Below are 13,377 nucleotides of genomic sequence, written 5' to 3'. Positions count from 1 at the left end.
TCCGGCCGTAACCCCGCCAAGGCAGGACTTCCGCCGGGCACAGCGGGTAACGTCGTGGCGTGTCCGTCGACCCGTCCCCCCGCTTCGCCGTCGAGGTCCGCAGAAGTGCCCGGCGCAGCCGCACCGTTTCCGCGTACCGCGAGGGCGACCGCACCATCGTGCTCATTCCGGCCCGGATGTCCGAGGCCGAGGAGCAGCGCTGGGTCGGCGTGATGCTCGACAAGCTGGCCGCCCAGGAGAGCAAGCGGGCCCTCGGCGACGACGACCTCACCGACCGCGCCGCCCACCTCTCCGACCAGTACTTCGACGGCCGTGCCAAGCCCGCTTCGGTGCGCTGGGTGACCAACCAGAACACCCGCTGGGGCTCCTGCACCCCCTCCGAGGGCAGCATCCGGCTCTCCCACCGGCTCCAGGGAATGCCGGAGTACGTCATCGACTACGTGCTCCTGCACGAGCTGGCGCACCTCCTGGTCCCCGGCCACGGCGCCCGCTTCTGGCAGCTCCTGGAGGCCTACCCCCGTACCGAGCGGGCCCGCGGCTACCTCGAAGGGGTGGTCGCCGCCGACCGCCTGCCCCACCTGCCCAAAGCGCGCGAGCAGTAGCACCCGCCCCGCGTCCACCGCCGGAGCGGGACACCGCCCCGCGGTGCTCTGTACCGACTGTGTACCGGCCTGCCGCACTGTCGGAGATAGCGGATAGCCTGCTTCGCGACGCATCCACATCCGGGACGGGGGACGGTCGTTACGTATGGCCAGGGAATTCCAGCGCGGCCACAAGGCCAAGATCAGTGACCTCACAGCGGGGACGGACCTGTACGTAGGCGTGCAGATCGGCGCTCCCGGGCTGACCTTCGACATCAGCTGCTTCGGCCTCGACGCGGGCGAGCAGCTCAGCGACGACCGGTACTTCATCTTCTTCAACCAGCCCAAGTCGCCCGAGGAGTCCATCCAGCTCCTGGGCGCGCAGGCCGGTGACACGGAGTCGTTCCGCGTCACCCTCGACCGCATCCCGGCGCACATCCACAAGCTGTCCTTCACCGCGACCATCGACGGCGCCGGACAGATGTCGCAGGTGTCCCCCGGCTACATCCGGGTCGTGGCGGGCGGCGAGGAAGTCGCCCGGTACTCCTTCAACGGCTCCGAGTTCAGCACCGAGCGCGCCGTCATGCTCGGCGACTTCTACCTCAAGGACGTGTGGCGCTTCGCCGCCGTCGGCCAGGGCTTCGACGGAGGCCTGGAGGCGCTGCTGAAGAACTTCGGCGGCGAGGTCGAGGAGGAGCAGCAGCAACAGCCCCCGGCCCCGGCACCGCAGCAGGGCGCGGCGCCCGGATTCGCCCCGCCCGCCCAGTCCGGCCCGCCCCAGCCCGTACCGCAGCAGCCGGCCCCGTCCTTCGGCGCACCAGCACCAGCACCAGCACCAGCACCGGCGCCCGCGCCCCAGGCACCAGCCCCGGCGCCCGCCCCGCAGTACACCCCGCCGCCCCAGGGCAGCACACCGCCCCCGGCGCCCGCGCCCGCCGTCCCGCCGGTGCACGCCGCGCAGACTATCGCCGCACCGCTGCACACGCAGCAGCCGTACGGCCAGCCGCCGCACGCCCCGCAGGCGCCCCAGCCGCCCCAGGGGTACGGCCAGCAGGTCCCGGGCCAGAGCCAGGGCGGCCAGTACGGCTACCCGCAGGGCGCACCGGCCGCCCCCGGACCGTACGGACAGCAGCCGGGCCAGCCGTATCCGCCCCAGCAGCACCACCAGCCGTACGGCCAGCAGGGCATGCCGCCGCAGGGCATCCCCCAGGGCATCCCGCCGCAGGGCGCCCCGCAGGCCCCCGGCCTCCAGGCCGCCCTGCAGAAGTTCCGCGAGACGCCCACCGGCCAGCGCTGGACCCCGCAGAACGAGCAACTGATGCGGGTCGACCTCGGCAACAACGGCACCGCCGTACTCGCCCGCCAGGGCAGCATGGTGATGTACCAGGGCAAGGTCGAATTCAGCTACAAGGGCGCCGGTTTCCGGGGCCGCATCGTCGGCAACGCCACCGGCCAGGAAATGCAGCTGATGCGCTGTACCGGCGCCGGCCAGGTCTTCTTCGCGGAGAACGCTGCCCACCTGCATCCCATCGAACTCCAGGGCGACGGCATCTGCGTCTCCGCCGAGAACGTCCTCGCCTTCGACGAGACCCTCCAGCACGAGGTCCGCCGCATCGAGGGCCACGGCATCCCCGGCGGCGCGCTGTTCACGATGATGTTCCACGGCACCGGCACCGTCGTGGTGAAGACCCAGGGCATCCCGGTCGTCCTCCCGGTCACCCCCACCACCTTCGCCGACAGCAACGCCATCGTCGCCTGGTCGGCCGCCTCCCAGGTGATCCTCTCCAGCCAGGTCCGGCTGCGCCGCCAGGCGTTCCCCGGCCACAGCGGAGAGACCGTGAACCTCCAGTTCCGGGGAGCCCCCGGGAACTTCATCGTCGTCCAGCCGTACGAGGTCTGAGGGAGCCCGAAGAAATGAACCAGCAACTCGCGGGCTTCGCCCCGACCCCTGTCTCCGCCCGCATGGAGAACCACGGCCGCTCCATGGTCAAGATCGCCATGGCGAGCGGGCAGGACCTGTTCGCGCGCACCGGCTCGATGGTCGCCTACGAGGGCTTCGTCCAGTACGAACCCAACCCCCCGGCGGTGCGCCAGATCGCCTCGCAGTGGATCACCGGCGAGGGCGCGCCCCTCATGAAGTGCTCCGGCGACGGCCTGCTCTACCTCGCCGACTACGGCGCGGACGTCGTCGTCATCAACCTCAACAACGACGCCCTCTCCGTCAACGGCACCAACCTGCTCGCCTTCGACGCGACCCTCCAGTGGGGCGTCGAGCGGGTCAAGGGCCTCGCCAAGTTCGCCGGACAGGGCCTGTGGAACGTCAAGGTCACCGGCACCGGCTGGGTCGCCCTCACCTCGCGCGGCACGCCCATCGTCGTCGACTGCGGCCGCGGCGAGGACGAGACGTACGTCGACCCGGACGCCCTGGTCGCCTGGTCCCCGAACCTCAAGGTCAAGGGCAAGCGCAGTTTCAAGGCGTCCTCGCTGATCGGCCGCGGCAGCGGCGAGGCGTACCAGATGGCCTTCTCGGGCCAGGGCGTCGTCGTCGTACAGCCGAGCGAGGACAGCTCGGACCGCCTGCGGATCAGGCACTGAGGGGGATACGGAGATCATGCAGAGCCCGCTTTTCGGCCACACGGAAGTGCAGTCCACCGAGCGCTACACCGCGCAGAACGCACAGCTGCTGCGCGTCGCCCTGACCGGCCACGACGACGTCCTCGCCCGCAAGGGCAGCATGGTCGCCTACCAGGGGCTGATGGAGTTCGACGGCGAGTACGTCTCGCAGCAGCAACAGCGCGCCCGCGCCAACACCGGCGAGGGCCTGGACCTGATGCGCTGCTCCGGTCAGGGCACCGTCTTCCTGGCCAACCTCGCGCAGTACATCCACGTCGTGGACGTCGACCAGGACGGCCTCACCGTCGACAGCAGCTACGTCCTGGCCCTGGACTCGGCGCTGCACACCGAGGTCATCGCGGTGGACAGCCAGTACGGCATCTCCGGCTCCGGCAAGTACCAGCTGAACATCTCCGGCCGCGGCAAGGTCGCCCTGATGACCTCGGGGCAGCCCTTGATGATGCAGGTCACGCCCGACCGGTACATCAGCGCCGACGCGGACGCCGTGGTCGCCTGGTCGGCGTCGCTGCGGGTGCAGATGCAGGCGCAGACGCACTCCTCGGGGATACGGCGCAGGCGCGGCAACACGGGTGAGGGCTGGGAGCTCAGCTTCCTCGGCCAGGGCATCGTCCTGGTCCAGCCCAGCGAGGTCATGCCGCCGCAGAACGCGGTGATCGGCCAGGGCATGGCCGCCCAGTACGGCATGGGCCAGCACGGCGCGCACGGCCAGAACCAGGGCAACGCCTGGAACTAGCGACAGGGCAAGAAGTAAGGGGCGACCTCCAGGAGGTCGCCCCTTACTCATGTACGCCGAAGGCGCCGCCGGAACTACCGCGAAGCCAGCGCCGCCCGCGTCCGCTCCACCAGCCGGACGACCGACGCGTCGGCCACGTCCGCGACCTCGTCGTAGGTGAACCAGCGCAGGTCGTCCGACTCGTCGCTGATCGCCTCGACCGCGCCAGCCGGGGCGAGCGCCGCGTACTGCACGTCCAGATGCCAGTGGCACGGCGCCGGAATCGGGTGCCGGTCCAGGCGCACCGGGCCCACCGGAAGCAGCGTCAGGCCCGCGATGCCGGACTCCTCGGTGGCCTCGCGCAACGCCGCGTCCGCCACCGTGGCGTCACCGCTCTCGCAGTGCCCGCCCATCTGGAGCCACATCTTCAGCTTCTTGTGCAGCGTCAGCAGCACCCGCCCGCGCTCGGCGTCCACCACCAGCGCGCTGGCCGTGAGGTGACCGGCCGTGCAGGCCTTCCACATCCCGTCCGGGTGCGCGGAGAGGTGGTCCAGGTACTGCTGCCGCAGCTCGGCCTGGTCCTCGTACCCCTTGAGGACCAGGACCGCGTCGTCGTGCAGGGTCACTTGCCGCCCTCGTCGCCTTCGTCGTCCTTCGTCAGGTTCGGCTTCTCGTCCGCAGCGGGCTTCCCCTCCGAGGAGGCACCGCCGCTCGCGGCCTCGCCCAGCATCTTGTCGAGCTCGGAGAAGTCCATCTGCTCGCGGTGCACAAAGCCGTCCGGGTCGTCCAGGTCGGCCGCCGTCGGCAGCATGTCCGGGTGCTCCCACAGGCCGTCACGGCCCTCGTGGCCGCGCGCGTCCGTGAGCGAGGCCCACAGCCGGGCGGCGTCCCGCAGACGGCGCGGGCGCAGCTGCATGCCCACCAGCGTCGCGAAGGTCTGCTCGGCCGGACCACCGGTGGCGCGCCGCCTGCGCAGCGTCTCGCGCAGCGCGTCGGCGGACGTCAGACGGGGCTTCGCGGCCTCGTGCACGACGGCGTCGACCCAGCCCTCGACGAGTGCCAGCGCCGTCTCCAGACGGGCCAGGGCGGCCTTCTGCGCCGGGGTCTCCTCCGGCTGGAACATGCCCTGCTGGAGGGCCTCCTGAAGCTGCTCGGGGTTGGACGGGTCGAGACCGCCGACCGCCTCCTCCAGCTTCGAGGTGTCCACGGTGATCCCGCGGGCGTACCCCTCGACCGCGCCGAACAGGTGCGAGCGCAGCCACGGCACATGTGCGAAGAGCCGCTGGTGGGCGGCCTCGCGCAGCGCCAGGTACAGCCGCACCTCGTTCTCGTCGACGCTCAGGTCCTTGCCGAACGCCGCCACGTTCAGCGGGAGCAGCGCGGCCTTGCCGGCCGGGCCGAGCGGCAGACCGATGTCGGTCGACCCGGTCACCTCGCCCGCCAGCACACCGATGGCCTGCCCGATCTGCTGGCCGAACATGGCGCCGCCCATGGAGCGCATCATGCCGATCAGCGGGCCCGCCATGGCCTGCATCTCCTCCGGCAGCACATCGCCCATGGCCGCGCCGACGCGCTCCGCCACCGGGTCTACGAGCTGCTTCCACGCCGGGAGGGTCGCCTCGACCCACTCCGCACGGCTCCACGCCACCGCGGTGGTCGCACCGGAGGGCAGCGAGGTCACGCCGTCCAGCCAGTGGTCCGCCAGCCGCACGGCCTCCTCGACGGCCGAGCGCTCACCGGCGCTGACGCTGGCGTCCTTGGTGCCGTCGGAGGTGCCCTGCGCGACGGTCTGCCGGGCGATGTCCTTGGCCATGTCCCAGTTCACGGGGCCGCCCTCGTAGCTCAGCATCTGGCCGAGCTGCTGGAAGGCCGCACCCAGGTCGTTCGGGTTCATCGAACCGAACATCGCGGCGAACGGATTGTCACCGCCCATGCCGCCCATGCCGGGCAGCGAGCCGAACCCGAAGGGGTTCGACGGGTCACCGCCGGAACCCTGCCCACCACCGGCAGGGTCCTTCTTCTTGCCGTCGCCGTCCTCCGGCTCCTCCGGCGGAAGGCCGAATCCGAATGGGGTGTCACTCACGGGTTTCCTCGGCTCGTAGGGCCGCCGGAGTTGGCCGGCGGCGGCTGCCCGGCTTCTGCACCCAGCGTAGACACCCGAACAGGTTCCGGGCTCGGTGCTCCGCCGACTCAAGGCCTGCGGCAGGATGGACGCCACCTGGTCCGTACGCGCCAACTCGCGTACGTACTGAAGACAACCGCTGGAGACGCCCGGTGAGTTCCCCAGATCCGCAGGTTCGCGCAACAGATCCCAAGGTTCGCGCAGCGCGAAACCCGTCAACCCCCGCCAACCCGTCCCGCGGCTCCGTGCGCGGCCCGGTCGTCGCGGTCACCGGTGCCGCGTCCGGAGTCGGTGCCCACCTGACCCGGCGCCTGGCCGAGTCCGAGGAGATCAAGCAGGTCGTCGCCATCGACGAGCGGCGCGGCGACGTCTCCGAGGCGCAGTGGCACATCCTCGACGTCCGCGACCCCGCCATCGCCGAGAAGCTGCGCGGCGCGGACGTCGTCGTGCACCTGGCGCTCGACCTCGACCTGGAGACCGACCCGGCGGCCCGTACGGCGTACAACGTGCGCGGCACGCAGACGGTACTTACTGCCGCAGCCGCCGCAGGAGTGCACCGGGTCGTCCTGTGCACCAGCGCCATGGTCTACGGCGCCCTCCCCGACAACGACATCCCCCTCTCCGAGGACGCCGAGCTGCGCGCCACCGCCGAGGCCACCGGCGTCGGCGACCTCCTGGAGGTCGAGCGCCTGGGCCGCCGCGCCCCGCGCGCCCACCCCGGACTCAACGTCACCGTCGTGCGCCCCGCCGTCCTCGTCGGCGGCACGGACACGGCCCTGACCCGCTACTTCGAGTCGCCCCGCCTCCTGGTGGCCGCCGGATCGCGCCCCACCTGGCAGTTCTGCCACGTGGACGACCTGGTGAGCGCCCTGGAGTACGCCGTCCTGGAGAAGGTCGAGGGCGAGATCGCGGTGGGCTGCGACGGCTGGCTGGAGCAGGAGGAGGTCGAGGAGCTCAGCGGCATCCGCCGCATGGAACTGCCCTCGGCGGTCGCCCTGGGAGCCGCCGCGCGCCTGCACCGGATCGGCCTCACCCCGTCCCCGGCGGGCGACCTGGCGTACACCATGCACCCCTGGGTGGTCAGCGTCTCGCGGCTGCACGACGCGGGCTGGCGGCCGCAGTGGACCAACGAGGAGGTCCTCGCCGAACTCCTCAAGGAGGTGGAGGGACGGCACACCGTCGCCGGTCGCAGGCTCGGCCGCAAGGACGCCACCGCCGCCGGTGCCGCGGGCGCCACCGTCGCCCTGCTGGGTACGGCCGCACTGGTGCGCCGCGCCCGCAAGGCGCGCCGCCGCATCTGACCGCGACAGCGCACCCGGTGCCGTGCGCAACTGTAGGAGGCTCCAGAGGTCGCCCCCGTGTGCCGGGCGATAACGCAATTCCGCGTTGTCAGTGGCGTACGGCACGATGGGGGCATGGCAGGCACTCCCAGCACCATCACCACCCACCCGGGCGAACAGGCGGCGCAGGACCCGATCCGGCTGCTCGCCATCCGTGACACGGCGCTCTCCCTCGACGAGGTCTTCCGGGCCGTCGGGGAGGACGCGGCGGGCGGCACCGCCCTGTTCGTCGGCACCGTGCGCAACCACGACGGCGGCGCGGACGTCGACGCGCTGGGCTACTCCTGCCACCCCACCGCCGAGGCGGAAATGCGCCGGGTGGCCGAGCAGGTCGTCGCCAAGTACCCCGTGCGGGCGCTCGCGGCCGTCCACCGGGTGGGCGACCTCGCGGTGGGCGACCTCGCGGTCGTGGTGGCCGTCTCCTGCCCGCACCGGGCGGAGGCCTTCGAGGCCTGCCGCATGCTCATCGACGACCTGAAGCACGACGTGCCGATCTGGAAGCACCAGAAGTTCTCCGACGGCGCAGAGGAATGGGTCGGCGCGTAGCGCCGTCGTTGAGGGGCGGTGGCCGGGCGACGGGAGGGCGGGTCGGCGCCTGTTAGCCGCAAGTCGGCGCTCTAAACACGGATGCCGTCAACCGCACCGATTTGCGTAACCCGACCCCGGGGCCGAGCGTTGAAGCAGCGGATGGTTAATCTGCTGATCGGCTGGCTGCGATCGCTCGGATTGTTCAGCGGTCGCTCACTGGGTCGGGAGGTCGGAATGGCTGCACTTGCCTGGTTGCTGATTCCGCTTTTCGCAGCCGTAGGGGCTGCGATATGGGGAAGCTGGGCCGCCCGCAATCGCACGACCGGCGACGTCGCCGAGTTGGCGGGCTACGAGAAGTTCCGCGAAGCGATGGAGAAGTCCCACTCCGGTACCGAGGCCGCCTGACCCCGGCCACCGAGGCCGCCTGAGACCGAGGCCGCCCGCCGCCCCGACGCCCGCACCCGTCGTCCGTACGCGAGAGCCGCCGGAAACCCCGAGCGCCCCGTACGGACCGGCCCCAGCGGTGCACGTGCGGGCCCGTCCCGTACTGTCGTTCCATGCCACGCCGCACCGCGACGATGCTCGCTTCCACCCTCGTCCTCATCGCGCTGCTCTGTGCGGGTGTCCTCATCAAGGTTCCGTACGCGGAGATGTCCCCGGGACCCACGTACAACACCCTCGGCGAGGCCGGCGGCGAGCCGGTGCTCCAGATCTCCGGGCACAAGACGTACCCGACGACCGGGCACCTCAACATGACGACGGTCCGCGTCACGGGCGCCAACTACCGGATGAACCTCGTCGAGACGGTGGCGGGCTGGCTGGCCCACGACAGCGTCGTGGTGCCGCACGACACGCTCTACCCGGACGGCAAGACCGAGGAGCAGTCCACCCAGGAGAACGCCGAGGAGTTCAGCCAGTCGCAGGAGAGCGCCAAGGTGGCCGCCCTCCAGCAGCTGAAGCTGCCCGTCGCCACCCGGGTGGTCGTGGCCAGCGTCGTCAAGGACAGCCCCGCGGAGAACCAGCTGCACGCGGGCGACGTCATCCGCGAGGTCGACGGCACGAAGGTCAAGGAACCGGGCGACGTCTCCCGGCTGGTCACCCGGCACAAGCCCGGTGAGACCGTCGTCTTCACCATCGTGCCGGTCAAGGACGCCGAGGCCGCCGAGAAGGCGCACAAGGAGCCCACGGCCACCGAGAAGGTCAGCGTCACCACGAAGAAGGCCGACGACAACGGCCGGGCGATCGTCGGCATCCAGGCCGGTACCGACCACACCTTCCCGTTCACCATCGACATCAAGCTGGCCGACGTGGGCGGCCCCAGCGCCGGGCTGATGTTCTCCCTCGGCATCGTCGACAAGCTCACCGAGGGCGACCTGACCGGCGGAAAGTTCGTCGCCGGTACGGGCACCATCGACGAGAAGGGCAAGGTCGGCCCGATCGGCGGCATCCAGATGAAGACGGTCGCCGCCCGGGCCGCCGGCGCGGAGTACTTCCTGACGCCCAAGGACAACTGCGCAACCGCCTCCGCCGACGTCCCCGACGGGCTCACCCTGGTGAAGGTGGACACCCTCGACGACGCCGTGAAGGCGATGGACGGCATCCGCAAGGGCGACCGGGGCAGCCTGCCGAAGTGCACGACGGGCTGACCCGCATCCCTCACGCCACCTGAGTCACGACTCGAACGTCGCGGCCAGCGCCTCGGCCAGCCCCGGCACCAGGTCCGGACCCGTCAGCACCTCGTTCGGCGAGTCCTTCTCGCGCAGCCGGATCGCCGACTCGCGGGCCCCGCCGCGCAGCACCGCCACCGTCATCCGGACCTCCTGACGGTCCGGGTGCGCGGCCACCCACTTGGTGAGCTGCTTGCCCTTCATCCCCTCCGGCACCGACGCCTCCGCCGACGGCGGCAGCATCAGCCGCTCCACCGTGAGCGCGCAGCCCGCCACCTGGCCGGGCCAGGCGATCGTGCCGAGGAACTCGTCCAGCGCCTTGCCGCGCGGAATCTCCTCCTGCTCGATCGGCGTGTAGCCGGCGGCCTGTCCCGGCTCGATGCCGAGCTGCTTGGCGAGCCCCGGCTCCTGCTTGCGCAGCTTCGCCGTGTCCACCAGCGCGAACAGCCGCGCGGGCTTGTCCCAGCCGAGGCCGGAGGCGTACTCGTCGATCTCCAGGACCGCCCGGGTGAGCGGACTGGCGGCCATCGGAGTGCCCGGAGCGGGCATCGGAGGGGTGTGGTCTGAGGGGGAGGAGTTGGACATGGTGAATATCCTGCCTCCTTCGGCCCCCAAAGCGGGAACTGAGTAAAGCTTCAGTAAGTTGCATAGGTACGGGCTCTACGATCGCGCGGCCCGGCAATACCTGTTAGACCCGCTAGACACCGCAAACACCAGAGCTAGACACCGCAAACAACACAGCGAACTTCGAGGTGCGCACGTTGGCTTTCCAGATGCCGGACCGCGGCGGAGGCCCGACCGGGCCACGGATCAGAGTGGGCCGGCCCTCCCGGCGCGCCCGGACCCTGCTCATGACACTGGGGGTCCTGGCCGTCCTGGCCATGGCGTTCGTCATGTTCGCGGGGTTCTGGACGGACTGGCTCTGGTACCGGTCGGTCAAATTCTCCTCCGTCTTCACCACCACCCTGTGGACCAAGATCGGCCTGTTCGCCGTCTTCGGTCTCCTCATGGCCGCAGCCGTCGGCGTGAACGTCTGGCTGGCGCACCGCCTGCGGCCGCCGCTCAGCGCCATGTCGATGGAGCAGCAGAGCCTCGACCGCTACCGGATGGGCCTGGCCCCGTACAAGAAGTGGGTGCTGATCGCGATCACCGCCCTCGTCGGGCTGATCGCGGGCGCGTCCGCCGCCGGGCAGTGGCGCACCTGGCTCTTGTGGGTCAACGGCGAGCTGTTCGGGCAGAAGGACCCGCAGTTCGGGCTCGACGTGGCGTTCTACGCCTTCGACCTGCCCTGGTACCGCTTCCTGCTCGGCTTCGGGTTCGCCGCCGCGGTGATCTCGCTGGTCGCCGCCGCCCTGGTGCACTACCTGTACGGCGGACTGCGGCTCACCACGCCCGGTGCGCGCGCGAGCGCCGCCGCGACGGGGCACCTGTCGGTGCTGCTCGGCGTGTTCGTCGCGCTGAAGGCCGTCGCGTACTGGCTCGACCGGTACGGGCTGGCGGTGAAGTCCAGTGACTTCAAGGCCACCGGCAACTGGACGGGTCTGCGCTACGTCGACGCCAACGCCTACCTCCCGGCGAAGACGATCCTGTTCTGCATCGCCGTCATCTGCGCCGTGCTGTTCTTCGCGACGCTGTGGCGCCGCACCTGGCAGCTGCCGGTGATCGGCTTCGGTCTGATGGTGCTCTCCGCGATCCTGATCGGCGGGCTCTACCCGGCGATCGTGCAGAAGTTCCAGGTCCAGCCGAACGAGCAGGCCAAGGAAGCGGAGTACATCAAGAAGAACATCGATGCGACCCGCAAGGCGTACGACATCGACGGCGCCAAGGTCACCGACTACGCGGGCGCGGGCGACAGCGGCGACAGCGCGCAGCTGCGCAAGGACGCCGACACGGCGGCCAGCTACCGCCTGCTCGACCCGAACGTGGTCTCGCCCACCTTCCGCCAGCTCCAGCAGGAGCGGAAGTACTACCAGTTCCCGCAGACCCTCGACGTGGACCGCTACAACGGTCAGGACACCGTCATCGGCCTGCGCGAGCTGGACCTCAAGGGCATCCCGAAGCGGAACTGGATCAACGACCACTTCTACTACACCCACGGCTACGGCGCGGTCAGCGCCAAGGGCACGTCCGTGAACGCGGACAACGAGGGCGGCCCGGAGTTCACCGAGTCGGGTCTGCCGTCCAGCGGTGTGCTCAGCGAGAAGGCCAAGTACGAGCAGCGGATCTACTACGGCGAGAAGACCGAGCAGTACTCGATCGTCGGCGGCCCGCAGCAGGAGCTCGACTACGAGAAGAACGGCGAGCCCACCAAGACCACCAGCTACAAGGGCAACAGCGGCGTCAACCTCGCCAACCCGTTCAACCGTGCGGCCTACGCCGTCACGATGAGCGAGCCGCAGATCCTCTACTCCGGCGCCATCGGCGAGGGCTCGCGGATCCTGTACAACCGCACGCCCAAGGAGCGCGTCGAGGCCGTCGCCCCCTGGCTGACCATCGACGGCGACGCCTACCCGGCGATCATCGGCAACCGCATCCAGTGGATCGTCGACGCCTACACCACGACCAACGGCTACCCGTACGCGTCGCGCACCACGCTCGGCGACACCACGACCGACTCGCTGACCACCAACCAGCGCGCCGTCGTCGCCCAGCAGAACCAGGTCAACTACATCCGCAACTCGGTGAAGGCGACCGTCGACGCGTACGACGGCACGGTCAAGCTCTACGAGTGGGACGAGAAGGACCCGGTCCTCAAGACCTGGAAGAAGGCGTTCCCGGGCACGGTCGAGGACAAGGACAAGATCCCGGCGCAGCTCAAGGAACACCTGCGCTACCCGCAGGACATGTTCAAGGTCCAGCGCGAGCTGCTCACCCGCTACCACGTCACCGAGCCCAAGCAGTTCTACTCGGGCTCCGACGCCTGGCAGGTCCCGGACGACCCGACGACCGACGCCAAGGGCGCCGTGCCGCCGTACTACCTGAGCCTGAAGATGCCCGGCGACAAGGAGCAGAACTTCTCCCTGACGACGACCTTCACGCCCAACGGACGCCCCAACCTCGGGGGGTTCATGGCGGTCGACGCGGATGCGGCGAGTCCGAGCTACGGCACCATAAGGCTCCTGAGAGTCACCGGTGACGTCCTCGGTCCGCAGCAGGTGCAGAACCGGCTGAGCACCAACCCCGACGTCACGGAGTTCGTCCGCAACACCAAGGGCGCCAACTCGGACATCGAGTACGGCAACCTGCTGACGATCCCGCTCAACGACGGGTTCCTGTACGTCACCCCGGTGTACGCCCAGGGCAACAACGCCCAGTACCCGCTGCTGAAGAAGGTCGGCGTCTCCTACGGCAAGGAGACCGTCTTCAAGGACAGCCTCGCCGAGGCGCTGAACGCGGTCTTCGGCGAGAAGGGCGCGGAGACCCCGCCGGACAAGGGCGACGGCACCACCAAGCCGCCCGCGACCGGCTCCGCGGCGCTCCAGAAGGCCATCGCGGACGCCTCTGCCGCACTGGCCGACAGCGACAAGGCGCTCGCCAAGTCGCCGCAGGACTGGGTCGCGTACGGCAAGGCGCAGGACGCACTGCGCGACGCGCTCCAGCGGGCGGCCGACGCCCAGAAGAGCGCACCGCCCGCCGACAACAAGGGCGACAACAAGGGCGACGGCAAGACGCCGGACCCCGCGAAGTCGCCGGACGCGGGCACACCACCGAAGAACGACTGATCCCCCGGGGCCGGCCGCCGTGGAGAAAACGGCTGGTCGGCCCCACCCCGCAGCGTGGTACGGTTGCAGAA

Annotated in this window: 12 protein-coding genes; 9 read left to right on the top strand and 3 right to left on the bottom strand. The window is 70.4% G+C overall.

Translation table 11 applies throughout. The features are described from left to right. The first annotated feature begins 59 nt into the window (after window positions 1–59). The 4 genes from ACIO3O_RS12205 (at window position 60) to ACIO3O_RS12190 (ending at window position 3,948) form a co-directional block, all read left to right on the top strand. Window positions 60–602 (top strand): M48 family metallopeptidase, encoded by a 543-nt coding sequence (locus tag ACIO3O_RS12205; RefSeq protein ID WP_401744765.1) that lies wholly within the window; start codon window positions 60–62, stop codon window positions 600–602. Window positions 603–747: 145 nt separating this feature from the next. Then, window positions 748–2,481, top strand: a complete 1,734-nt coding sequence (locus tag ACIO3O_RS12200; protein ID WP_401744764.1) for a TerD family protein — start codon at window positions 748–750, stop codon at window positions 2,479–2,481. Window positions 2,482–2,495: 14 nt separating this feature from the next. After that, window positions 2,496–3,176 (top strand): AIM24 family protein, encoded by a 681-nt coding sequence (locus tag ACIO3O_RS12195; RefSeq protein WP_401744763.1) that lies wholly within the window; start codon window positions 2,496–2,498, stop codon window positions 3,174–3,176. Between the two features lie 16 nt (window positions 3,177–3,192). Further along, window positions 3,193–3,948 (top strand): AIM24 family protein, encoded by a 756-nt coding sequence (locus tag ACIO3O_RS12190; RefSeq protein ID WP_401744762.1) that lies wholly within the window; start codon window positions 3,193–3,195, stop codon window positions 3,946–3,948. A gap of 74 nt (window positions 3,949–4,022) precedes the next feature. On the opposite strand, the gene ACIO3O_RS12185 is transcribed toward ACIO3O_RS12190, so the two are convergent. Continuing rightward, on the bottom strand, window positions 4,023–4,553 hold the full coding sequence (locus ACIO3O_RS12185) for an NUDIX hydrolase (protein ID WP_401744761.1): 531 nt from the start codon (window positions 4,551–4,553) through the stop codon (window positions 4,023–4,025). Further along, window positions 4,550–6,010, bottom strand: coding sequence for a zinc-dependent metalloprotease (locus ACIO3O_RS12180; RefSeq protein WP_401744760.1), 1,461 nt, complete (start codon window positions 6,008–6,010; stop codon window positions 4,550–4,552). Before ACIO3O_RS12180 ends, ACIO3O_RS12185 begins: the two co-directional genes overlap by 4 nt. 191 nt (window positions 6,011–6,201) lie before the next feature. Here ACIO3O_RS12180 and ACIO3O_RS12175 point away from each other — a divergent pair, with 191 nt between their 5' ends. From ACIO3O_RS12175 to ACIO3O_RS12160, 4 genes are all read left to right on the top strand, one after another. Continuing rightward, a complete protein-coding gene (locus tag ACIO3O_RS12175) occupies window positions 6,202–7,350 on the top strand; it encodes an SDR family oxidoreductase (protein WP_401744759.1) in 1,149 nt (382 codons plus the stop codon). Window positions 7,351–7,464: 114 nt separating this feature from the next. Beyond that, window positions 7,465–7,935: a molybdenum cofactor biosynthesis protein MoaE gene (locus tag ACIO3O_RS12170; RefSeq protein ID WP_401744758.1), complete on the top strand. Its 471-nt coding sequence runs from the start codon at window positions 7,465–7,467 to the stop codon at window positions 7,933–7,935. Between the two features lie 141 nt (window positions 7,936–8,076). Then, window positions 8,077–8,322: a hypothetical protein gene (locus tag ACIO3O_RS12165; protein WP_401744909.1), complete on the top strand. Its 246-nt coding sequence runs from the start codon at window positions 8,077–8,079 to the stop codon at window positions 8,320–8,322. Window positions 8,323–8,474: 152 nt separating this feature from the next. After that, the gene (locus ACIO3O_RS12160) at window positions 8,475–9,563 is read left to right on the top strand and encodes a PDZ domain-containing protein (protein WP_401744757.1); all 1,089 of its coding nucleotides are present in this window, start codon (window positions 8,475–8,477) and stop codon (window positions 9,561–9,563) included. 24 nt (window positions 9,564–9,587) lie between these two features. On the opposite strand, the gene ACIO3O_RS12155 is transcribed toward ACIO3O_RS12160, so the two are convergent. Next, window positions 9,588–10,169 (bottom strand): PPA1309 family protein, encoded by a 582-nt coding sequence (locus tag ACIO3O_RS12155; protein WP_401744756.1) that lies wholly within the window; start codon window positions 10,167–10,169, stop codon window positions 9,588–9,590. A 188-nt stretch (window positions 10,170–10,357) separates the two neighbouring features. Here ACIO3O_RS12155 and ACIO3O_RS12150 point away from each other — a divergent pair, with 188 nt between their 5' ends. After that, a complete protein-coding gene (locus ACIO3O_RS12150) occupies window positions 10,358–13,306 on the top strand; it encodes a UPF0182 family protein (protein WP_401744901.1) in 2,949 nt (982 codons plus the stop codon). Window positions 13,307–13,377 lie beyond the last annotated feature (71 nt).

Origin of the sequence: Streptomyces sp. NPDC087440, from assembly GCF_044744005.1 — a bacterium.
In the GTDB taxonomy this organism is placed as follows: domain Bacteria; phylum Actinomycetota; class Actinomycetes; order Streptomycetales; family Streptomycetaceae; genus Streptomyces.
This window is presented reverse-complemented; position numbering and strand designations above follow the sequence as displayed.